Origin of the sequence: Pseudoalteromonas sp. B160, assembly GCF_037162485.1 — a bacterium.
Classification (GTDB): domain Bacteria; phylum Pseudomonadota; class Gammaproteobacteria; order Enterobacterales; family Alteromonadaceae; genus Pseudoalteromonas; species Pseudoalteromonas rhizosphaerae.
Genome location: NZ_JARLUX010000001.1, coordinates 24,597 through 48,096 on the forward strand (window position 1 = coordinate 24,597; position 23,500 = coordinate 48,096).

Sequence of the window (23,500 nt, forward strand, 5' to 3'; positions counted from 1 at the left end):
TCACACTGATCAGTGAAATAAACACAGCTCCCACTGCAAAAACTTTGGCATTAGTTGACTTCAACACGCCCCTTACTCTTTGGACTTTATAATGGTACGACAAGGTATTTTAATATTACTACTGCTAACGTTTATTAATAGTGGCTATGCCACAGAGCAAATTGACTCACTAGAATCCACACTCAGTGAAATAAAACAGCTCAAAAGTGATGGTGAATCCGCACAAGCTTATCAACAATTAAGAGCAACATATTCCTCGGCACAATCAACCACACAACAAGCTGAGTTAATGGTTGTTTGGCTTGCATTTATGAATGAAGACAAGAACTGGCATGAATTCGACTTGCTCAAAGACGATGTCTCACAATTACTCGATAGCGAAGTCGATATAGAAACTAAATACGCACTTTATGACAACCTCGGATTAATGAAATATCGCTTAGGTAAGTTTGCCGAAGCCGATTCTTATTTATCAAAAGCAGTGTCTTTTGCTGATGACACACAGCTTGCTACGAGTATGACTTACTATTTGTATGGAATTAACTCTGTTAGACAAGGAAAAATGGTAGATGGACTCGATAAAATCTTACATGCTCACGATTTACAAATAAACATTCAAGGATATGCTTCACCGAAGATATTAATTGGTTTAGGGTTTACCAATTATTATATGAAAAACTACGACAAAGCGATTGAATACACTCAACAGGCAATAGCAGCATACCCTGAAAATGACATACTGCTCACTGAGCTGTATGCAAACTTAGCTGCAATGTACGTTGATAAAGCCCAATACCAAGAGGCATTAATTGCCATTAATCAAGCCGAAAAAGTAGCCCACTTCCATAATATATTTGACCGAGTTCCTATAATTATTAATAAAGGCACTATTTATGCTGAGCTAAATGAGCACCAAAAAGCCATTGATTATTATTTAAAAGCGTTAGATATTGTAAATAAAAACAATGATTTAATACATAAGCCTACCGTTTTAAGTAATCTGGCACAAAGCAATCAAAGTTTAGGTAATTATAAACTTGCTGCCGACTATTTTGAGCAAGCCCTTGCTATATTTTCAAGCGAGAGTCAACTCATCAAACGTTTAGAAAACTATCCGCCAATGATCGAAAATTATCAATCATTAGGAAATTACCAACGCGCATTAGAACTTATGATTGAATACAAAGAATTAGATGATGAAAGTACCTCATTAGCTGCAAAAGAAAAATTTGATCAATCACAAGCAGCCTATGATATTGCCTCTAAAGAAAAGTCATTAATCGAAGCTAAACTAGCGCAAACAAGCAATGAAAATGCAATTCTACGACTCTATGGGATCGTTGCCTTCAGTCTTTTAATTATCCTATTTATTTATATTGCCTATAGACTAAAACACTCTGCCTACCTGCAAGTTAAAGAGCTTGCGTTGCGCGATCAGCTCACGGGACTATTTAATCGCCGCGCATTGCACGATATCTTTGAATTAGAAATGAGCGGAGTTAATCGCAATAAAAAAACTTTTAGTATTATTTTGCTGGATATAGATCATTTTAAAGTACTCAACGACACCTATGGACATGACTATGGTGACATTGTATTGCAAAAAGTGGCTAGCGCATTGCAAGATTCAATTAGAAGTATGGATAAAGTTGCTCGCTGGGGAGGTGAAGAATTTCTGGTGTTTTTACCTGAAACCAATAAAGAGCAAGCATCGCATCTTGCAGAAAAGTTACGCTTAGCCGTAAGTAACATTGAATTGACTTACCAAGATAAGCTACTTCAGGTCACTGTTTCTTTAGGTGTCTGTGAATATAATCAACAAGGTGAATATAAAGACATGGTTAAACAAGCCGATCTTGGTCTTTATAAAGCTAAAGAAACAGGGCGGAATAAAGTCGTCTGTCTCAGTTAAACTAACAAATGTTCTTGCGCGCAACTATCTTCATTATCATGTAATTGAATGTAGTTGCTCACGAAGCATATAGTTTACTAATAAAGCGATGTTATTTCCTCGCATTAAGGCTGCTCTGTTGACCTAAAAATAGCAATGGCACACTGTTTTATTGCGCTTGCTCAAAAAAATTACGACATAGTTTGCTAAACTAACCTAATAACCTATTAGATTAAGTGTGCTAGCACAACGCTGAGATTTACTCTGGGCACATTTACAGAAACAGTTGGACAAATACGTGATATTTAATTCTAAGTATAAAAAAGAAATTGCAAAACTAAAAAATGAAATTGTAGATATTCGTAACCAAAATGAAGCACTGCATGATGAACTGGAACAAGTTAAGAATGCTAAAAGTCAGTTAGTAGCGCAAATAAATCAAACTGATAAAACTGCCAAACAACAAGACGAATTAAACCGCTTGTGGCTACAGTCTTCAATTTTAATAGAGCAAATCAGGGAGAGCCTAGCAGCAAATTCAAGTGAACTTGTAATGCACAGAGATGGCTTTCAATCATCACAGCAATTGCTTGATAACATTATTGTAATGCTATCCGCCACTTTGCAATCAACTTCTGTGATATCCAGAGACACTAAAACAGCCTCTGAATCTGTAAAGCAATTACAAACAGTCACAGCAGGGATTAATGACTTTGTAAACATTATCAAAGGCATCTCTGACCAAACTAACTTACTAGCCCTTAATGCTGCTATTGAGGCCGCCAGAGCTGGAGAACAAGGTAGAGGCTTTGCCGTAGTTGCAGATGAAGTTCGCACATTAGCACAACGCTCAGCTGATGCATCGAATGAAATTTCAGGCTTAATTGAACAAGTAAACCAACAAATGGACCACGTTGTTGGCAACATTACCGACGTCGGGAAACAAAGTAATGAGATCAGTGAAAGTTCAGCGGCTATCGAAGATACCGCTAATAAAATTGTTACGTTCTCACAAAACATGTATTCAGTTATTACCGACTCAACTGAAAACGCATTTATTCAGACGGTAAAAATGGATCATATCGTTTGGAAACTGGAAGTTTATAAGGTACTACTTGGTTTATCTGATAAAACCACAGATGAATTTGCCGATCACACAATGTGTCGTTTAGGTGAATGGTACTATAAAGGTGATGGTGCAGCTAAATACGCCTCCCATATTGAGTTTAAAAACTTAGAAGCCCCGCACGCCGAGATTCACAACCATGGCATACAAGCATTGCAAGCCTTTGCAGATGGCCATTCGGATAAAATGATTGATCATATATCGCAAATGGAAGCGGCGAGCTTTAAAGCCGTTGATTTATTAACTAACCTAGCAAACAAAATAACTAAATAACGGTCGTTTTAAGTTTAACTACAACTTTAGCGCTGCTCATTTTATATTTATTATTGATATTATGATGGATACTGAGCTTTGGAGTTATACCCACTACCTGCTTATTGATGGGTAAGGTTGCTTTATAGGCATTATCTATGTTTTTTAAAACACGATAATGCCTTAACTATAGTAATATTTATTGGTTAAAGTCTAATCCTGCCAGGTCAGTGCTAACTTTTTGTAATACGTCATCATAGCCTTTTAGTACTTCTTCTTTATGGGTTAGATCCTGTTTGAGTTGTTCAACATTTGCTACTAGGTCTTTCGTTAAGCTCGGAATAAAACTGCTTTGCTCTTTCGCTAACTTTGCTACTATCTGATAAATACATTGTTTTAGCTCAACACTTATATCTTGCAATAATAAAGTGACGACCCGTGCCTGCTCAGTACGTAACTGAGCTATGTCATCGCCTTCAACTTGCTCAGCACTAAATTGTTGCCGAATAGTATTAATATGCGCATCGAGATCTAAACTAACTGCAGGTATAGTTATACGTTCAACGGCATTGTTTAACGGCATTAAAACCATTTCAGGGTCAAAGTCATCATCTGAAAAATCAAACATATCTCTAATTGATGCTTTTATATCCTGTTTAAACAGTCCTAATTGAATTGCGTTTTCACTTACATCATAAAGCGCTTTGCTAGTATCGACCACAAATGACTCAAGCTTACTCACAGCATCATGAACACTTGCATAGGTGTAATTAACGGTACGGTAATGAGTTGAGATGACTGTACGAGTTGAGCCATATGAAAAAGGGTTGTACCACGATGAATCACTAACCTCTCTTGATGTTGTATAGCTTTCTTCCCGCGAGCCTGATTGAGATTGTACTTGTTTTACCTGAATTGCATTTTGGTTTATGTCAGTTAGTAATCGCGTTAATGTTTTTTCAGCTTGAATACTGTATTTTTCAAAAACACTATTTACTTTAACTGTGCCAGCCTCTATGCGTTTAACAACTGCTTGTTGTTTTTTCGCTAAACTTTCAACATCGCCTTCAAGTAAGTTTTTACGTTTATAAGTTACGTCATCTGCAATTTGAACTAATTTTTGTTTAACCTCACGTTTTGAGCCGATTAAAAGATTATTAAAACGATCTGCCAATATTTGCTCTTTTTTTGCCTTAACAGTATCTAGCTTACTTGTTACTTTTGTGAAGTTAGCCACTGCTGCAAATGTACTGGCATTAAACGTAAAGTCAGCAAACATGTCATTAAGCTGCTGACACGAGTGCAACTCTTCTTCATTTAATGATTGCTCAGGCTTTATGGCTAAATCATAACAGCGAGATGAAATAAATATAGGCGGCAGAGCATTTTGCAATGTGCTCATTAAATGGCTTTGATTATTATCATCTTCAGTACTTTGATGTGCTGAAAATTCATTACATACCTTATCTACATTACTCTTAGCCTGATTATTAAGTTTTGTAGTAATGGCCGGTAACGCCTGTTGAATAGACGGGTAATTATGGTACTCATCCAATAAGGCCCCATCAAACAGTGAGCCTATCAGTACAATATCTTCAATACCTTTATTGGGAATATTTTGCGCCAGCAAGCTCATATCTGATTGGTCTAAAAATTGGCCGCTATTGCTGAGTACAAATACCACGTCACATTGGCCTATAAACTCTTGTGTACGCCTACCACGGGAGATTATTGGGTCGTTCATTCCTGGTGTATCAACCACCTCAATATCGCGTAAAGAGTCAATATTTAAATGCAGCTCAGTGCTTTTTACTATTGGTGTAAATTCGCCGCTGGCTCCCACATAGTTGTTTAGTTTATCAACTAATTCATCATTATTATTTACTTCATCAAGCGATATGCTTGTATCTAAATATTGCGCAACGTTTAGCCCTGAACTTTTAACCATATTTAAAAGCTCAATACTGGCTTTTTCTTCATCAGATAAAACAGGCTTAGCGGGTGAAGGAATAAAAACGCCCTGCTTTTGCGATATTGCTTTATTGGTTTGATATTCAAGCAAGGCGTTTTCATAGCTTGCATGTTTAGTGAATGCTGTATCGGCTAAGTTTTTAACTTTACCCCACTCATTTTTGCTATAAAACTCAACCAGTGCTTTTGGCTGCTGTGCATAGCAAATTTTAGTTAGCGCAGCCGTCATCGGTGTTGCTGCCTTTGGGAGTACGTCTTGGCCATTAAATAACAAACTATTTAAGAACGAAGATTTACCTCGCTTTATTTGGCCGATTATACCAATACGCAACAACCTATTTTCATTTTGTGTATGTAGTGCGTCGCTTTTAAAGTTACTAGCCAATGCCTGTAATTCAGCTAATAAATTCGCATCTACTGAGTTGTTAAACAACTCATAACCTTTACTTATTTTTAATAAACTCGATGATTGTTCTTCAATCATTTTTAAATCCTTTTATTGAAAAAGCCAAACTTTAAATTATATTTCTATATGCAAATATACTTTTATCTAACAAGCCGATATTGACCGGAAACCAATACTGACCAAAGTGTTAAATTGCCTAAATATTTATTGTTTGAAATTAGAATAGCTTTAACACTCCCTTTATTTCTATAAAACTTATTGTTAAAACCAAGTACTATTTCGTCTCTTAAACATTTTTTACCTTTTGCAGGAAAGCATACAGAGTTAACTTGCTGTGCATCGCCATTCTTACCCTTGGGGTTTAGCGGCTTAACAACCGATATTTTAGCTTTAAATAATTCATATAAAATTATATTTATATCTTGAGGGTCCCCGTTCAATAACGGTGAAAAAATTGTTTTGAAATAATCTAATTTCATCTCGTTTGACACCATTAATTCAGAGTCAGAAATATAACTTTTTGATACTGTAAAAATCTTATCTTCTGGGTCAAACTCCAAATGTAAATCAGTAAGTAAACAGTACAATTTTTCAAATGAATTATAAGTGATAAAAACCTCATCAGAGCTAACTCTAAGCTCACCCCTATCCATTTTCGATTGCAAGAATGGTACTAACAAATCATGTGTGAAAATGTTAGGAGCAAAATCAGTTGTAATCTCTTTTTCTTTCGGTAAAGATTCTGCATTACAATAGTTTAAAGGTTCCCACTTTAACTGACATGCACGAATAACTTTACTGACGATAAGCTTCGCCAATCGCTTAGATCGTATTTTAGCGGTTTCAACCATTAACTTATCAAATTCAACTTCATGATAAGCGAGTAAATGTTTAAAGTGATCGGGGTTTAATAAGTGGCAACTAAAATATAATGCGCTTTCTTGCCAGTTACGGTTTTTAATATGACAAAATAAGTCAAATATATCTTGTTGAGTGCCTTTTAATACTTCCAGCTGGGTTGCCATTGCATTTACTAAAGGCATTTCTTTTTCGTGTACCTGATTATCACGACGGGTCATCATTAGCGCATCAAATAAAAATAATTGTGCTAATGGTTTACGCCTATAGTATGCAACAAAAGCTTGAATAGTTGCTTTATCTGGCGCTTTAGCAAAATCAACTACATCATCTAAAACAGAACTATCGAGTGAAAACGAGTTTATTAGAATTTGCAAATACTCAACCTCAGTTTCATGAATGTCATTATCTGCATTCATCACTAAGGCTAGGCCTTGCAAATACAATAACTGCCCTTCAATCCCTTGTTGAGCTATTGGGTGGTTTTCAAAAGCACTCGGCTCTTTTGTTGCATCTATAAAAGTGGCAAGCATGTCTAAACTAGTCATTATCAATGTCCAATTAAATTATTTGACTAAATAAAAGCCATGCTCTGTTAACATCTCTGAAGTATTAATTGTAGTGAACCTTCTATCTTTATCGTCGCAGATACCTGCTTGTCTTCCATGCCCTCCAGAGCAATGATTACAGTATCTAATTTCGACTTGGTCATCCTTAATTTCATTAATAGCATTAGGGTGGCCCTGATTAGCAAAATAATGACCTGAAGTTATAGCCGATACTTGAACTCCATCACATGTTGGTAAATGACCCCCATTAGAAACAGCAACACCTATTGAGCCAGTTAATGTTAATAAGTTTTTTAAATCAATATGTTCGACTAAGTAGTTAAGGTTCGTATATTTTAGAAAGGCAATTAATAGATCTCCAGATCCAATGCTTTTCTGAGCACCCTCAAGGGGATCTATATAAAAAGCATTAGCTTCCGAATCATGTTTAAATAGTGAATTAGAAAACTCAAATAATACCTTTTCTTCAGGCTCTTGAACAAGATAGACTGTTTCTTTGGAAACTCTTAATGCCCCTTTATCTAACATTAATTGAATCCAAGGTAATACTATTGAATAAGATATGGATTTAGAGATTGCTTTAAATAATGTTACTGGCTCTTTAGTTATAAATGAAGCTTGTTGGGATGTCCCCTCACAAGCAAATGTACCCCACTCTATAGAATCAACTAACTTAGGTTTTATTATCTCCAATAACCTATTACTCCTGATCTCAGCGGTTTCTACCATTAACGCATCGAACTCAATTTCATGATAGGCGAGCAAATGTTTAAAGTGATCTGGGTTTAATAAATGGGAGCTGAAATATAATGCGCTTTCTTGCCAGTTTCGGTTTTTAATATGGCAAAATAAATCAAATATATCTTGTTGGGTGCCTTTTAGTATTTCGAGCTGGTCGGCTATTTTGTCTACAACGGCTTTTTCTTTGTCTTCTACTTTGCCATCGCGGCGGGTCATCATTAGTGCGTCGAACAAAAACAATTGCGCAACGGGTCGACGGCGAAAAGTACGGAAAAACGCTTATACTGTGTCTTTATCCGGCGCTTTTGCAAACGTTACCATGTCGTCAAGTATTGACTCATCAAGGCTCATTGATTTTATAAGTATGCGGATATATTCTTTTTCGGTGTCGTCAATATGGCCGTCTGCATTCATAACAAGTGCTAAACCATTTAAATATAATAGCTGCTCTTCCATGGTGAAATCAGCCGCTGGGTGGCCTTCAAATGCATCAGCTTCTTTTGTTGCATCGTTTATAACGTCTAAAATATCAAAATCCATCTTACTTCCTTTTTTATTAAGTAATTGTGTGTTGCTAATTTAAGTTCGATTAACACGCTTTTGTTATTAAGTTTTTAATGTATATTATTCAAAATTATGCCGAAGCTATATCGACTGTAATGCTCGCTTTTTTATCGTTTACGATGTGAACTTTCACACGCTGGCCTTCGTTAAAATAATCACTAATTACGGCATCACCCAACTGGGCTTTTATTTTTTGTTTAGTAATAATGATGTCGAAATCGGTTGGTACCTTTTCTTCTATTTTAATGTGCACGCCTACTGCACTTAACCTAATTACTCGCCCTTGCAAAGCGGTTATGTCAGCAATAGCCGACAATTGCTTAATACTGCCTTGCACGAGCGCTTCAAATACTAATGATTGTTGGGGTATATTATCGTTACCAAGTGAGCAAGTCGTATTACTTGAACTCAATGTCACAGAGCTCGGCTGCATGGTTGTTTTTACATTAAGCAACTCGCATAACTGCGTTATTTGCTCGTGTAATTGTTGCTGTATTTTAAGGGCAACTTGCTTTTGTGTTGCTAATGCATTTAACTGCGCTTTTGTTTTATTGCTTATATCGTCTAAATGTTGTTTGTTCTTGTCTGATATAGTTTCAGCAAAAATCAGCTCTTTAATCGTACCACTTGTTAAGCTATGAATTTGACGAGTAGACTCATAAAAATTTATATAGCTCTTAAATATTTGCTCTGCTTGCCATAAAACGATTGACCCATTTTTACCTTTACTCACGGTTTGTAATAAATCAGTTAGTACGGTTTGGGAGCTTGAAAACTCTTTATTTAACTGTGCTGAGTACCCTATTACGTCTAAAAAATTAATTTCAGCTCGTTGTAAGTCCTGTTTTGCTGTATTAATAATTTGTTGTATTTGTGACTCTGGCTTTTTATCCGCTTTACTAATTACCACTAACACAGGTTGAGTTAGCTCTAAGCTTTTTAAAAATTCAATATCTTGCTGTGGCACGGTACCATTTTGCTGATCAACCAACCAAATTAAATAGTCTGCACTGCGTAAATGCTCACGAGCAATGTTTTCGTCTGTATTGTTTTGTGTGTTAATTATATCGTCGGCTTTACTGTAACCAGGGGTGTCTAAAAATACGAGGTTAGGGTATTTAAAGTCTTCACGCTCAACGGATATTAGCTGTAGTAAATGGCTAAAGGTTACGCCAAAACGCTCATTAAATGCATGGCATATAGCTTTTAATGCTTCTTCATCAATTGCAGTTTTTTTACGATAAAAATTAAGTGCACTTATTGCATTTTGCTCACCTAACGACAAATAAGTAGGTATAGATGTAGTGGGTGTTGTGTCTGTTGGCAGCAACGAGGGACACCCTAATACAGAGTTTAAAAAGCGCGATTTACCCGCACTAAATGAGCCACCCACTGCAACGGTATAGTATTTTTCAAGATGTGGAAAAGCCGCAATCTCATTCAATTGTTTTTCTAGCAATAACAATTGAGCATAAGTATGAGCCCCCGTGGTGTTATCGTCTTGTTTGGCAAGCTGTAAAAAGTCATGCTCAATCGTGTGTTTAATTTCGGCTAATAAACGGGCAATAGGTGTATTGCTATCGCCATTAGCAATTAATTGAGCACATAAACTTAACCCTTTTTCGCTTTCGTATAAATATTGATTAACCCCCTCTGATTTTGTGTTTGGAAGTGATGCTTGTGAATAAGCTGATTGCTCATTTGCATTGCTACTTAAATCAAGGTGACCGTTCATTAAACTGTCAAAATCTAAATCATTACTCACTAGCTAGCTTCCTTTATAGCATTGGTTTTTATTTGCGCGGCTTGATTTGTTTGCTGAATTTGAATTAAAGCGTTATCAAACTTTAACTGCTGCTCGTTAAACGCGTCTTCGCTTTGCTGCAATTGTAGTTTAAGCTGTTCAATACCTTGGTTGAAGTCGTGTTGCTCTTGCTCAAATGAACTTAAAACGGCTTGTTTAATTTTTGAGACCGCTGTATTTAGTTGCTGTGTGCAATGTTCTACAGCCATATTAACGGCTTGAGGAATAACTTGCTCACGCACTTGTGACTCTATTTGCTGCTCGCGCTCTTCTGCGTTGTCTTTACGGCCCAATAAGCCACCTATAATACCCGAGGCAATAACACCTATTGGGCCTAAAATAACTATAGCAACTCCCGCTGCTACAGCTGCATACGTTACTGAAAAAGCCTCTTTCTCTTCTGCTGGTATATTAAGAGTAATTTGTACATCGCTAAATTGTTGCTCGCTTATGTTGTCGAGCTTTTTATCTAAATTTTGCAACTCTTGCTTTACTAAGTTATCAACACCTTGCTGTAAAACTGGCCTTAATAGCTCATTTATTTTTTGTGATACTTGATTCGATTTGGCTGCACTGACTAAAACTGATACCGATGAGCCTAATACATGTTGAGAGCGCTGAATTAACAGCTCTTTTCCTACGCTACATAAGTTATATTCAAGATCGTTAAGTGACGCTTGAAGCTTTTTTCTACCGAGCTAAATGCACCGTGGGATTGATTTATTTGTTCTTGTAGTTGGGCTTCACTTGACTGGCTAGACTTTTTAAGATCATTAATAGCGCTTGTTATCTGCGCACCTAACTTGGCTATTTGCTGTGAGTATCGCTTACAAAGCAATGTATCAAATTGATTTAATGCGTTATCGACTGCATTCTCAAAATCAATTATATCTTTGTTCTTCCCTAGATTCTCTATATGGCCAATCGTTATATCACTCTCTAAAACTTCGGCTAAATACGCTTGCAACTGACTCTTAACCGCTAACAACTTACTACTTGGTAGTCGCTCTGATTTAGACACAATATGAGCAATGTCTTTTTCATAATTAAAGTTGATTTCTTGCAATTGATTAATAGCCGTTGCATCGAAGGCTTTTTCTGAGGGTATTAAATTTATAAAGTAATCACCACGCTCCAAGTAGCAAGCAATTGCCTTGGAGTGGCCGATATTATTTGATGCAAAACCTGGCATATCCACCAGCACTAAATCAGGGCGATTTTTAAGCTTTTGATTATTAATAAAAACTTGAATATAGAATATATTTTCGTCAACTTTTAAGTTTTGTAACTCGCTTATAGCTTTCCGATCACTCAGTTTATTATCAATATAATTAATTATGATATGTTCGTCTTCGCTATAGCTTAGCTCTGTGGCAACCGCTGTTTCAGGGTTTATGTCACACTTAAGGTAGTCTTTCCCTAAGTAATTATTTAGTAATGAACTTTTACCGGCTGAAAACTGGCCAATTACGGGGACGATGACTTTGAATTGTTCAATTTTATTTTGCAAAAAGGCTAAATCATCTCTGATATTTTTATTGTTTAAAATATCATTATTAACAGTATTGTAAGTAGAAATTTGACCCAACAATTGGGCTTGCATCGTTGAATGCTCATTCGCTGTCAGTAGATTTAAACCTACCGTATTTGAGTGAGCAGGCAGCCTTTTATCGTTACATTTTAGGCTATGTAATAGCTCCAACCCGAGTTCATAACCATTCAATTCATTATTTAGTGCTAAGCCTAACTGCTGTTCAATACTTTGGTTAACTTGTTCAGCTGTTGCGTAGTTTTGTGCTTCACTTGCTATTTGCAGCCCTTTTAATAAAGGATGAAACTGCTGGTGTTTAGGGGCCACAGGTAAAATAGCGCTTGCTTCTATGTTATCTAAAAATAACTTGGCTGAGCTTGAGCTAAATAAACTACACGGCGATAATAATGTTTGATGTAAGCCAATATCATGCAATAAATTTGTGTAGCAACTTAACTCACTATTAGACCACTCCCGCCCTAAATCATTGTAAAAGCTTAGCGTTACACTAATTAATAATTCACTTGGCTGTAAATTATTTAAACTTACGCACTTCGATTTTGTATTGTTATACCAACTATTTACCAATTGGCTACGTTCTAGGTTATCAATTCTATTTTCAAGTTGGTTGAATCTAACGTCGCATTGATGCGCTAGTGCCTTGATTCCTTGCTTCATTAAAACAACCGATTGAAAAACATCTTGTTCAAGTTTTTTAACGCTGCCATATAACACATTAACATGGGTCATCAGGTAGTTTGTTTTATTAGCAAGCGACACCATCGCTTCCATTGTTAGCGCTTGTTTATGATTAAGCTTTTGAATTAGTAACTGGCTTGAATATATAGCGCGATTTAAATCATAGTTAATACCCGCTTGTAACTTAGCATTGCTCCCAGTGACAGACCCGATCAACCTACCTACATGGCTTTGGTCTAACTGAGCGTTAATACGCCCTTCGGTAGATGCAAGTGCTGTAATTGTATTAAAGGCATGTTCAAGTAATTCATTTGAGTTATCAGCAAATTCATCTATCAAGCTATCAATATTTTGACTAGCTATCTCTCGCTCTTGCTCATTTAACGTATAGGCAAGTTCGCTTAATACGTCATCTAATGAATGAGGAGATATAAGCTGCTTAGAATCTAAAGCTCCATCATCACGCAACTGTCGGTTTACCGATATCTGATCGTTGAATTGTGTGTTTGAGGCTGCAAATTCAAAAGCGGCCTGCATAAAGCGGGCTTCATCATCCATAAAGGGTTTAAACTGCTTAAGAATTTTAGCAGTGTCGCTATAGCCCAGTTCAATAAGATTAGCAGCGTTTTCTTTTGTAAAATTAAGCGGCTCAATTAAGCCTGCGAATGCTTGCGACGGGACTATATTCCAAAAATTAACCGCTGGATATTGTTTGCTTGCAGTCACTACATCGGCAGTACGGTCCAAGTAAATATTAATAATGTGAGTGCAGTTATGCTGCTCAATTAGTGGCTTGTAAGGTGTGTTGTCGCTGTATGAAGGAAGTACGCCGCCATCAACATAATTTGTGCCGTCTATTTCAACTGCTTTAAAAACAGCGGGTATCGCAGATGTTGCCAATAGCCATTTTTGTTTGTCTTCAGCGCTTAATGTATTTAATTGAGGATAAACTAGCTCGCCATTTTTAGCTGTTAATGCACATAAATGCAGTGGTAAATTATTATTATCAATTGAATTGCAAACATTACTTTGGTAAATAAGTTCAGCTAACCCATCTTGTGAAAAAGCCCCTGTACCACCTAACAAAGAGCTCAAAGTCATCAAGGCTTTTGGTGCTACACCCGGTACATAAACCCCTACTGCGAACTTAGACACAGCAATAGCAATATCTTCTGCTTTAAGTGTTAATACTTTGCTAGGTGCAATATCAAGCCATAACTGCTCAGCAGAGCTGTAATCACCGGCTGTAAATAAAGCTGCATTTAAACCACCAACAGACGTACCAGCAACTGCTTCAACGTTTTTAGCTATACCAAACTCATTTAGCGCCTTCCAAACGCCTATCTCGTATGCGCCCTTACCACCACCACCAGAAAAAACTAAACCTAACTTGGTCATAAATATCCTTTTCAATTAATGATTAACCTTTAAAAGTTAATCACTTAAATTCCTTTACCTAAGCTAATAGACCACTTAAAGCGTTTCATTTCAAGGAGTTTTAAGTACACCTTGTTAATAACTGAGCACGGATAGTATGAACACGAATACTCAGAATAGATTGAAGTAATATAACAATCCTTGTGAGAAATAAATTTTTACAAGCTTGTGATTTCGACTGTTACACTTTTTTGTTTGATCTCATGGCTTGAGATTATCCTTGAGCGCTCTAATTAATCGTTTTGCCTTATCGCTTTCAATCGAACAACTTGTTGTATACGGATGGTGAATATTAAATTGGGTCCTAGCCTCAGATGGAGTAATAGAACCATTAAAATTGTCGTCAGTTATGTACTTCCATTTAACATTAAATCTGTGAAAGTGATACTCAGATACGGGATCATTCGCAATTGGCTTCTCTAACAACTTATAATTTGATGAGGAAGTGTTTGGAATTTCTGCAACACCAATAGCACCATAACTATTAGCATAAGCTATAAGTGTGTCACTAAGTATAAACTTTTAAGTAACCTTTATCGTTTTCAGTTCAATACTACGTATCTAATTTTTAATACGTTGTATTGAACGTAAACTAAAAGTTTTTTATTCAATTTCGAATTATGGCTAATTTCTCTTATCAAAAAATTATAAGTTATCAATATCATCTAAGAGCGCGTCAATATCACTATCTAGTGTTCTAATCTCTTGCTCAAACATATTCTGTGATCTTAAACGTTGAATCACTCGTGACGAATCTTTATAGCCCATTTCGATTAAGGCATTAATTTTACCACTATCAAAATTGAGCATCGCTTTTACAGTTGCAAAGTTACCCTCTTCAGTAACAAATTCATCACTTGGCCTAATTTCTATAACTTGTGTAGAACTATTTTTAAATGCGCTACGGTCGAAACGTGAGCCATTTGAAAGATGAGAAACAAAACATACATCACACTTATCGAGTAACGGGGTTATCGGCGTATTGTCTCTTATCCCTCCATCGAAATGCGCTTTCCCCTCTATACTTCGTGCTTTATAAAGTAATGGTAATGCAGCTGAAGCTAATAAGGTTTCAAGTAATGCGTCCTCCTCCATTATATTGAGGTAATGATAATCTGCTTTCTTACCTTCAACACCCAATTCTTCTTTAACAAATTCGAGTATTGCTTCTAACTCTGTCCCTGAAAATGTTGAAACCCAAACATCTTTCCAGTTCTCTTTATTATCCAAATCAACAAATTTGTTAAACAAATTAATAATAGGCTCATCACTAATTAGACCAGAGCTTGGTGAATATTTATTTATAATTTTTTCTAAAGTAAGGCAAAAATGTCTCGTTTTAGGATTGACATATCCAAGCTTTAAAAAAGAAAGAACAATTAACCGCGATACTTCCTTTGCATTAAGCTCTAAAGGGGTTTTTCTACCTAGTTCACCCCAGATCTTATTTAACTTTTCATATGCGTCTTTAACATTATCTGAAGAAGCACAAATTACCGCATTAAGTGCGCCTATACTTGCACCAGCATAAATATCAATATCAACCTTATGCTCTGTGAACGCTCTTAGTAAACCTACCTGGTACGCTCCTTTTGCAGCTCCACCAGACATAACTAAACCTATTTTCATACAACCCGCTCCTCTAAAAGTTGACTAGCCAAGCGTTCCAATGACATAACTGGTGAAATATTTGCAAGGCTAAGCTCCCCTAGCAATACACGGTATGTTTGAGTTGCAATCTCGTTGTTTAAATTAAGAAGAGACAATTTAATCGCGTCTTGTACTTCTATATTTTGATTTTTTAAATCAGCTATAGCTAAATTCATAGGAACAAGTTCAGCAGCCTGACACCGAAATTTATAACAACAAGCCACCAATATCTCGCTTTGAATCCAACTTTTAAAATCTTCATCTTGGTTCAGTAGACTTTCATAAGCTGTCCACTTTAAGTTAGCTAATAATAAGAGTAATTGGCTATAAACCGACATAGGTATATTACTTACTTTCCAATGATTTAATACTGTTTTGACTCTGTCTCTTACTGATATTCCATGTTGTATACTATCGATTTGATGCTCGATGAAAGTGATAGATTCATCAAATTTTGCCTTTAGTTCCAAATGAGATATTTTTAATTTTTTAAGCACTTCTAGAGTCTTTTTTTGCCCTTGCTTAGTTTTTATTATTTGCTGAGCTCTATACTTATCCAGCTCAGCAAATATTTCTATCGCATTTTTATGCTCATTGTTAATTTGCTCTTGCCTATATACTTGCTGGCCAAAAAATATATTCGCAACTCTACCTACAAAAGTATTACCTGCGCCAACTTTAGAAAAATCTTGCATTACTTCAATGCTATTACTTAGCTCTATAAATGCAGCCTCTTGCAAAAAAGGATAATCCTTTTCCAGCGCGCTTCCAACTAAATTATCTTGTGTCATAGCTCATCCTTAACTAAATGTAAACCTTGCTCTATTTCTTTAAAAGACTTTTTTATTTCCGCAAGCTCATTTAATTGCTTTCGCAAAAAAGACAATTTTTCTTCCTGTTCATATGTAGACGCACTTGCTTTATCAATTGCTAGTTGTGAGCTATTACGAACTATGTCACACATAGACCTAACATCTTTTTCGTACTCAGCAACAACTCGGCTAAGCAAATTAATTAATTCATCTAATTGGTTTTTTGAAGTGGCTTCGAGAACTTCTTTCGCATGTTTAATAAGCAAATCTCTATTCACACTGTATTCTGTTTCAGTCACTTCAGTATTAACAAATTCGGGAACCCAATCCCAATCAAGTTTTATGCCAAAAACCACTCTTGGTTTCTTCACTTTTTTCTTTTATATCAATGAGATTATTATTATCAACATTAAAATCTTTTTCTAGAATCAACTTTAAAACCTAAAGCTAATTCTCTTACTTCAAAACCAGATAAGGCGTCATGTTCAACTTCGCCTGCAAACTCTTTTGTTATTCTTTTAATATCTTTAACTAAAATAAAAATACTGTCATTTATTTTGCTATCAATACCTAAGTTCACCTCATTCAATTTTATTTTTATACTTAATATTAACTTTTCTTTAGCTTCTTTGGCCTCTTTTTCTGCTTTTTCCTTTCTTTTATTTGCTCCTGTTGCAACGCGTTCATTTGATTCCTCAGTAAGTATCGATTCATTTAGCTTAGATATTTGCTCTTCTATGTATTCAAAAACATTATCGCTTGCTCCCTCAGCCCACTCATTTAGTTTTTTATTAATCACATTACTGAGTGAAGCTAAATTTATTAACGCATTTTCTAGCGATACAACTCGTATTTTTAGCTCACTAATTGTTTTGCAAGCAGAATCTAAATCAGCTTCAAGGGTCAACTTTAATTTTTCGTCGAGTAATCGGTTTAATTTACCCAAAGCAGCAATAATGGTATCTGGTCCTGTATTTTGATATGCACGATTAAGTGCGGTATTAATAAAGTCTGCTATGCGTGAACTTTTTAATAATTTTTTTGCATGCCTTGTTGTTTCTTCAATATTTTCTATTGTTTCGAGGTCGTCCTCATCTTCTTCATCCCATTCCCCACTAGTCGTATTATCTAGAAAATCTCGCTGCCAATCTTGCAGTGTTGCCAATTCAAATTTGCCTTGTCGCTCAAGCCAATTTAAAGATTGCCCGCCAAGCAAAGCATTCCGTGCAGATACTGGAAATATATTTTCTTCATTCAAAACAATATCTTCTAGTAGCTCTTCCTTTACGTAGCGAATTGTCTCGTTTTTATTCATTGATTTTTTGTCACGTGCATCAAAGCGATTAACTGCTACAATTAAGCGATCTTGGTAATCTTTTGCTTCTTCAACGATTTTACTTCGCATTTGAGAGTCAGCATCTGACGATAAGTCGGTGTAGTTGAGTACTAATAGTAATGCAGATGATCGTTTAATTTGTTTATCTACTATACTTTTGAGCTCTGGGAGCTTAGCTTCATTAGCCCCAGGGGTATCCACAAGAATAAAATTCCCTACCTCTCCTTCAAGCTTTAACTCCTTAATAGATTGAAAGCATGTTTCTATAGTTGGGAAATCCTCATCTAATCTAAATGTCTCTAAAATTGCTTTGGGATCAATTTTATTCGCTATATTAATTCGGCAAATATCATTTATTATTTCTAATTGCTCATGAATATCACTTAAACTATTTAAATACTCATCTAGTTTTAAGTTCTTATTGGCTAGACGCTTTGTAAATGCACTACTTTCGTGAGTATGTACATACTTTTTATCATGCAAGTCAGCCAGCATTTTAGAAAACAGATCTGCATGTTTAAAGCGGTAAACCACGCCACTACAACTAGCGTTATGCTTTATGTAAGTTGGTAAAGCCGTCATTGGGGTACTTCGGCTTGGGAGAATTTGATTACCCACAATACTATTAATTAAGGTAGATTTACCCGCCTTCATAACACCTACAACAGACAAAATTAGATTCAATTTTTCTGTACTGTTTTTTACTGCTAAAAGCGCTTGATCAAAAAAATCTTTTTCTTTAATTTCTAAATTAATTTCTTTTGAAATCGCACCCATTTGTTCAATAATTTGCAAAGTAGCATCTTTTGAAGCGGTTATAATACTATTTTTGTTATACATCATTGCATCCTTCAATTAGTCATATTTTATAAACATAAACAAAGTAATACTTAAAGAGTATCACTTTGCTTTTGTTTTATTTAATTCATATTTTGTGGCTTCAAATCTATGTTACTTTCGATAGCCTGAAGTTATTTAAATCAAACTTATTCCTTATAACTCTCCCCTATGAATTTTTCCATCTAAAATTCATAAAGCCACACCTTTATACTTGTTAGCTTGTTAAAATCGTTTAAAGTGATTAGGTTGAGTAGCATTTTAGGCCTAACATCTAACTAACTCTTTAATCATACTCTTATTTCTTTCGACGTTTCATTTCACAAGCTTGTGAAAAATTAATTCGTTTTGATTTAGCTTTTTTATAATCACTAAAATTAATAACATTGCTAGTATCAATTTTAGAATTTGGTGAATCCTCCACGCGTTGCTTTTCATTAATAAGCGATTGCCAATAACTCAATAACCGCTCTATAGGTATAAACTTCTCTTTGCGGCCAGTTGCTTTATTAGTAATACGTTTAGGCTGAGTATTTAAGTAAATCGCAAGTTCAATAGCAAGCTTATTCGGTAGTTCATAAAACCCCTCTCCCTCTAGTGTTTGGGTAACCCATATTGCAGCGTCGCTAATATGGCCGCTTATGCTTAAATCGGTATTTTTAACCCAGTGCGGGGAAATTCTATGTTTGATAAGTCACTTAGTAACACGGCAATATCGCTGCGTGGAATAAGCTGATATACCTCAAGCGTTTGTGCCATTATTAATTGCCATTCATACGCTAAGCGCTGAGTTAATTCCTCTTGCGTTAGCTTTAAACTAACCAGTATAAAAAACGTAAAACGGCTATTCGCTTCACAAACAATGATTGTTTTTTCACGAGATTTATAGCTGTTATCAATTATCTGTAATTGCCAGTTAAAACAATTACTATCGCTTATGAGTGTATTTACCCCAGCTTGTTTACCTGGCTCATGTGGTAAGCGAGGTAAATCGGCCTTTAGGTATTTATTAAGCGCGTTTGAGGCGCAAAACTGGATTTTCATAAATTTATCAATTTTAAAAATAAGTATTTCATTTACTGTTCGTTAATAGAACTAGTCTTCGTTCTAAACCAGAAATAGTAAATAAATAAAGAAACTAGAAAGGCATTTGTACCGTAAAATTTAGCAAATAACCAGGTAGCATCCCATTCAAGATCCAAAACTACTACCAAAAATAATCTAAAAATTAAAGTGAAGCATATATAAATAGCACCCCATTTAATTAAGAATTTAAAAAGTTTACCTTTTCGGTTTTCATAGGACGCCTCATCACTTGAAAAAACCGTAACAGCCCAAGAATCAAACCTAAACTAAATAAACCAATACCTAAACTTATAAAAGTCGTAAAATTTTTCAGCTCATAGAAACCAATTTCACCATTGGCACCAAACTTCATGTAAAGCATATAAGCTATAAATGCGATTATAAGAATACTATTTAATGTCCTCATGTTCTTAGACATCAGCTTAAAACCGACATAAATAACAAACAATGCTATTGCTAACCCCATAAAAAATTCCTTTTAATGTATTAATATAGCTGAAGATCTAAACCATAAAATAGCTAATTTACTTTAACTATTACATCTAATTCTTAGCGATTTCTGCTTAGATTGGTTAAAAATAAGTTTGTGCCGTTGCTTTCAAAGCGCTTATTCGAAACCAGGTAAAAACAGCCATGGTGTGGCGGCTTTTCTTGCTGGTGCAAAGTCTTCCCCCATTGCTACAAAGTGCTCAAATACAATATCAACGGGCTTTCGTAATTTATTAAACGACTGCAACTGCAAAGGTTTAATATTTTTACTCAGTTCAACAATAAGCTCACTACATAACTCGTTTGCAAGCGTATTTAACTCTATTTCAGAGGAGAGATTATTAAGGGCGTGTATTAAGTAATCCTTCTTTTAGTTAACACATCTCTAAAGGTATGTGAGGCACCTAAGCAATTACTATTTTTGCGATGAAAGCCGCGATAGGTATTTGAGCCTAAGCTTTTTAATACCAGTTCCTCGTAGCTGAGTAATGGCGTGGGTGTTAAAAATACCGTATCGCCCACTTCATTCATGCTTTTTACTTGTGCCTGCATTTTTATTTATCCTTACGCGTGAAATAAGCGGCTTGCTTTGTAAGCTCTACGTTGATTATGTTGTTATTTAATTCACGTTCGGTCATGCAACATCCTTGTTAATTTTTTATACCGCGTTATAATTCGCCAGCGAAAGCTTTTTGGCTTAAAGAGTCAAAACTGTGAGTCAATTCATTGAATGAAACAGATTGCCTAGTCAATTGCATCTTCACTTTACTTTGAATTTCTACAAATTTGTTTTGCAAATCAATGGGCGGAATAATGAACTCCAAAGACTCTATTCCACCTTGGCTAATAGTGTGTTGTCCTGCCGATGTTTTAGTCTTGCTTGATATTATTTTCTTACCACTCGTAGGTTTAGCATGTAAGACAAAAACCTAGAGTTAAATGAGTCTTTAACCTTGATTCTAATAAGATGATCATTATGAAACACTGCTTCATTAAAACCTTCAAAGACTGCTGAACGCCCCACATACTCTGGGTTACCGTTTACACGGATAAATAGCAAGTCTCCTATATCTAATCGATATCTGCTTTTCTCTTTGTCTTCAAGATCAACTCTATTGAGTTCCTTACCAAACCTAATTCCCTCATAATGAACATCTTGAAGTCTTAATACGATATCGCCGATATTTTCTTCTACTTTTCTCCGCCTAGAAAGGCCATTGTTTGCATGTCGAATATGCTCGCCTAACAATTCTACTTGCCAGCCCTTTGGGTTGGTGACGGGATCGCCGAACATGTCTAGGAATACGCTGCGTAGGAAGTCGTCGACGAGTCGGATGGCTTGTTGGCGTTTGCGGCGTATGGCATCGGCTTTATCTAAAATCGCGGCTATTCGCTTTTGCTCGTCCAATGGTGGGAGCAACATGGGATAGCTTTTTAATGCATCCATATCAATACCACTTTGGCCAGCAGTTCTTTGCGATAAACCATCTATAAGTCTAAATAAAGTATCTTGTCTCAGAAAATAAAACAAATAGTCTCTATCGACGCTTTTACTTGGCTCCGCTTTCATTAAAGCAACATTATAGGCCCCCTCTAGGCCTCGAAGTATTTGAAATACTGGAGGACCATAACGTCCTATCATAATATCTTTTTTAGAACAAAACTTTTTCGTTGATGATTCTGGTATAAACGTTAAATTATTATTCGATTTATAATCTCTAATTTGCAATAGACGAATGTAGCCTTCCATTGGCTCATATTTAAATGTTGATTTAGGGGGCTGTGATCCACCAATAAACTTAACTACATCACCTAATTTTACAACAGGCCAACTCACAACATACCCTCCAGCTCTTTCAGATCAGCGAGTATTTCATTTTCTAAGCTCACTAGTTTACCTAAAATCTCTTTTGGCGGATCGTAGCTTTCTTCCTCATATACCACTTCTTTGTAGCGGTTAATAGAAAGGTCATATTTATTTGAGGCTATCTCTTCTTTACTTACCCAAAACGCCTTTTGAGTTTTATCGTTAGCATCACTTGTCGCGGCTGCTTTATCGCGAGCTTTAAATTCGCTGATTAGGCTTGGTAAATCGTTAGCTTTTATTGGCGTACGTTTATCATCTAGCGAGAAACCATCGGCTTGCACGTCGTAAAACCATACGTGGTCGGTGCTGCCGCCTTTGGTGAATATAAGTATGGCGGTAGATACACCGGCGTAGGGTTTAAACACGCCACTGGGTAGTGAAATTACCGCTTCTAGCTGGTTGTTATCCACCAGCATTTGACGCAGTTATACGTGCGCTTTTGATGAGCCAAATAACACACCATCAGGCACAATAGTGGCCGACTGCCCACCTACTTTTAGCATGCGTTCAATAAGGGCAACAAACAGCAGCTCGGTTTTTTTAGTTTTTACTTTACGTAATAACTCGGGGCATACATCTTCTTCGTCTAGGCTGCCTTTAAATGGCGGGTTGGCGAGTATTATGTCGTACCCTTCTTTTGCCTTTTGCGGGTAGTGCTCTTTAAAGTTTTGGCTTAGGGTGTCTTGATAATGGATGCCTGGTTGTTTAATGCCGTGCATTACTAAGTTCATGGCAGCTACGCGTAGCATGGTAGCGTCAAAATCAAAGCCGTTGAACATGTTTGTATCTATGTGGTTGCGCTGCTCTGGGGTTATTAAATCGCCTGAGTAAAGTAAGTTTTCAAGCGGTTTACCGTTATCATCAAGCTGTATATTGCCATTTACGTCAAGCACAGGTTCGCGCTCTATGCCCTCGGCTGATGTGTATTTTTGTAACAAGTATTCGTAACTTACCGATAAAAAGCCACCGGTGCCGGTTGATGGGTCACAAATTTGGCTGGTGGTGCTTGGGTCCATCATTTCGACCATGGCGCGTATAATGTGGCGCGGCGTTCTAAACTGGCCGTTAATGCCTGCGGTGGTGAGTTTACTAAGCAAATATTCGTATAAATCGCCTTTGGTGTCTGAGTTTTCAAGGGGTAAGTCGTTTACCATTTCAACGGCTTTTACCAATAAGCTTTGCTTTTGGATCATCAATTGCGCGTCTTTCATAAACTCGTTAAATACCGCGCCTTCTGGCGATACGTCGTCTGAGGTTTTTGAAAAAAACGGAAACAGCTCATCTTTAACCAGTTTGTATAACTCTTCAGCCCCTAAATGACGCAGGTTTTGCCAACGAATATGTTGCTCGGTGTCGGTAAAGCGGCGGTTAAACGCTTTATTAGTACGTGCGCTTCGTTTTTCATCGGCTTGCTCGTTCATGTCGAGCATACGGGCGTACATTAAAAAAGTAATTTGCTCTACTACGGTAAGCGGGTTAGTTATTCCGCCTGTCCAAAATTCTTCCCATAGTTTGTCTATTTTACTTTTTAAAGGTCCGGTTATCATTAATGTGTATCCTAGTTAGTGCTGTTT

At 36.3% G+C, this 23,500-nt stretch carries 18 protein-coding genes and 1 pseudogene; 2 read left to right on the forward strand and 17 right to left on the reverse strand.

What is annotated here, in order from left to right:
* The first annotated feature begins 91 nt into the window (after positions 1–91).
* Together P4S61_RS00090 and P4S61_RS00095 are read left to right on the forward strand one after the other, a co-directional pair.
* Complete coding sequence (locus tag P4S61_RS00090; RefSeq protein ID WP_337117558.1) at positions 92–1,912, forward strand: tetratricopeptide repeat-containing diguanylate cyclase; 1,821 nt, start codon at positions 92–94, stop codon at positions 1,910–1,912.
* A 277-nt stretch (positions 1,913–2,189) separates the two neighbouring features.
* A complete protein-coding gene (locus P4S61_RS00095; RefSeq protein WP_337117560.1) occupies positions 2,190–3,290 on the forward strand; it encodes a methyl-accepting chemotaxis protein in 1,101 nt (366 codons plus the stop codon).
* A gap of 178 nt (positions 3,291–3,468) precedes the next feature.
* Here the strand turns inward: P4S61_RS00095 and P4S61_RS00100 are convergent, their stop codons facing one another.
* The 17 genes and pseudogenes from P4S61_RS00100 to P4S61_RS00180 all read right to left on the reverse strand — a co-directional run bounded on the left by P4S61_RS00100 (position 3,469) and on the right by P4S61_RS00180 (position 23,473).
* On the reverse strand, positions 3,469–5,724 hold the full coding sequence (locus P4S61_RS00100) for a dynamin family protein (RefSeq protein WP_337117561.1): 2,256 nt from the start codon (positions 5,722–5,724) through the stop codon (positions 3,469–3,471).
* Positions 5,725–5,786: 62 nt separating this feature from the next.
* Complete coding sequence (locus tag P4S61_RS00105; RefSeq protein ID WP_337117562.1) at positions 5,787–6,926, reverse strand: hypothetical protein; 1,140 nt, start codon at positions 6,924–6,926, stop codon at positions 5,787–5,789.
* A 144-nt stretch (positions 6,927–7,070) separates the two neighbouring features.
* The gene (locus tag P4S61_RS00110; protein ID WP_337117563.1) at positions 7,071–8,033 is read right to left on the reverse strand and encodes a hypothetical protein; all 963 of its coding nucleotides are present in this window, start codon (positions 8,031–8,033) and stop codon (positions 7,071–7,073) included.
* A gap of 60 nt (positions 8,034–8,093) precedes the next feature.
* A complete protein-coding gene (locus P4S61_RS00115; RefSeq protein WP_337117564.1) occupies positions 8,094–8,354 on the reverse strand; it encodes a hypothetical protein in 261 nt (86 codons plus the stop codon).
* 94 nt (positions 8,355–8,448) lie between these two features.
* On the reverse strand, positions 8,449–10,143 hold the full coding sequence (locus P4S61_RS00120) for a dynamin family protein (protein ID WP_337117565.1): 1,695 nt from the start codon (positions 10,141–10,143) through the stop codon (positions 8,449–8,451).
* Positions 10,143–10,664 (reverse strand): hypothetical protein, encoded by a 522-nt coding sequence (locus P4S61_RS00125; RefSeq protein ID WP_337117566.1) that lies wholly within the window; start codon positions 10,662–10,664, stop codon positions 10,143–10,145. Before P4S61_RS00125 ends, P4S61_RS00120 begins: the two co-directional genes overlap by 1 nt.
* 155 nt (positions 10,665–10,819) lie before the next feature.
* On the reverse strand, positions 10,820–13,810 hold the full coding sequence (locus tag P4S61_RS00130) for a patatin-like phospholipase family protein (protein WP_337117567.1): 2,991 nt from the start codon (positions 13,808–13,810) through the stop codon (positions 10,820–10,822).
* A gap of 684 nt (positions 13,811–14,494) precedes the next feature.
* Positions 14,495–15,478 carry a patatin-like phospholipase family protein gene (locus tag P4S61_RS00135; protein ID WP_337117568.1) on the reverse strand — a complete coding sequence of 328 codons (984 nt, stop codon included), beginning with the start codon at positions 15,476–15,478 and terminating at the stop codon, positions 14,495–14,497.
* Positions 15,475–16,290, reverse strand: coding sequence for a hypothetical protein (locus P4S61_RS00140; protein ID WP_337117569.1), 816 nt, complete (start codon positions 16,288–16,290; stop codon positions 15,475–15,477). The genes P4S61_RS00135 and P4S61_RS00140 overlap by 4 nt, the downstream gene beginning before the upstream one ends.
* Positions 16,287–16,682, reverse strand: a complete 396-nt coding sequence (locus tag P4S61_RS00145) for a hypothetical protein (protein WP_337117570.1) — start codon at positions 16,680–16,682, stop codon at positions 16,287–16,289. The genes P4S61_RS00140 and P4S61_RS00145 overlap by 4 nt, the downstream gene beginning before the upstream one ends.
* Positions 16,683–16,720: 38 nt before the next feature.
* Positions 16,721–18,490 carry a dynamin family protein gene (locus P4S61_RS00150; protein ID WP_337117571.1) on the reverse strand — a complete coding sequence of 590 codons (1,770 nt, stop codon included), beginning with the start codon at positions 18,488–18,490 and terminating at the stop codon, positions 16,721–16,723.
* A gap of 639 nt (positions 18,491–19,129) precedes the next feature.
* Positions 19,130–19,528 (reverse strand): hypothetical protein, encoded by a 399-nt coding sequence (locus P4S61_RS00155; protein WP_337117572.1) that lies wholly within the window; start codon positions 19,526–19,528, stop codon positions 19,130–19,132.
* Between the two features lie 220 nt (positions 19,529–19,748).
* A complete protein-coding gene (locus P4S61_RS00160; RefSeq protein ID WP_337117573.1) occupies positions 19,749–20,036 on the reverse strand; it encodes a hypothetical protein in 288 nt (95 codons plus the stop codon).
* 141 nt (positions 20,037–20,177) lie between these two features.
* Entirely contained in the window at positions 20,178–20,306 is a 129-nt protein-coding gene (locus P4S61_RS00165; protein ID WP_337117574.1) for a hypothetical protein, read from the reverse strand.
* 107 nt (positions 20,307–20,413) lie between these two features.
* The gene (locus P4S61_RS00170; protein WP_337117575.1) at positions 20,414–20,611 is read right to left on the reverse strand and encodes a hypothetical protein; all 198 of its coding nucleotides are present in this window, start codon (positions 20,609–20,611) and stop codon (positions 20,414–20,416) included.
* Between the two features lie 334 nt (positions 20,612–20,945).
* Entirely contained in the window at positions 20,946–21,896 is a 951-nt protein-coding gene (locus P4S61_RS00175; RefSeq protein WP_337117576.1) for a restriction endonuclease subunit S, read from the reverse strand.
* Positions 21,893–23,473: pseudogene (locus tag P4S61_RS00180) on the reverse strand (type I restriction-modification system subunit M). The gene P4S61_RS00175 and the pseudogene P4S61_RS00180 overlap by 4 nt, the downstream one beginning before the upstream one ends.
* Between the last annotated feature and the right edge of the window lie 27 nt (positions 23,474–23,500).

Excerpts from the sequence above, each read along its gene's own strand:
- P4S61_RS00090 (WP_337117558.1), top strand. The coding sequence starts at position 92 with ATGGTACGACAAGGTATTTTAATATTACTACTGCTAACGTTTATTAAT.
- P4S61_RS00100 (WP_337117561.1), bottom strand. The coding sequence starts at position 5,724 with ATGATTGAAGAACAATCATCGAGTTTATTAAAAATAAGTAAAGGTTAT.
- P4S61_RS00110 (WP_337117563.1), bottom strand. The coding sequence starts at position 8,033 with ATGATGACCCGCCGCGATGGCAAAGTAGAAGACAAAGAAAAAGCCGTT.
- P4S61_RS00115 (WP_337117564.1), bottom strand. The coding sequence starts at position 8,354 with ATGGATTTTGATATTTTAGACGTTATAAACGATGCAACAAAAGAAGCT.
- P4S61_RS00130 (WP_337117567.1), bottom strand. The coding sequence starts at position 13,810 with ATGACCAAGTTAGGTTTAGTTTTTTCTGGTGGTGGTGGTAAGGGCGCA.
- P4S61_RS00135 (WP_337117568.1), bottom strand. The coding sequence starts at position 15,478 with ATGAAAATAGGTTTAGTTATGTCTGGTGGAGCTGCAAAAGGAGCGTAC.
- P4S61_RS00140 (WP_337117569.1), bottom strand. The coding sequence starts at position 16,290 with ATGACACAAGATAATTTAGTTGGAAGCGCGCTGGAAAAGGATTATCCT.
- P4S61_RS00150 (WP_337117571.1), bottom strand. The coding sequence starts at position 18,490 with ATGATGTATAACAAAAATAGTATTATAACCGCTTCAAAAGATGCTACT.
- P4S61_RS00155 (WP_337117572.1), bottom strand. The coding sequence starts at position 19,528 with ATGAAAATCCAGTTTTGCGCCTCAAACGCGCTTAATAAATACCTAAAG.
- P4S61_RS00160 (WP_337117573.1), bottom strand. The coding sequence starts at position 20,036 with ATGGGGTTAGCAATAGCATTGTTTGTTATTTATGTCGGTTTTAAGCTG.
- P4S61_RS00170 (WP_337117575.1), bottom strand. The coding sequence starts at position 20,611 with ATGCAGGCACAAGTAAAAAGCATGAATGAAGTGGGCGATACGGTATTT.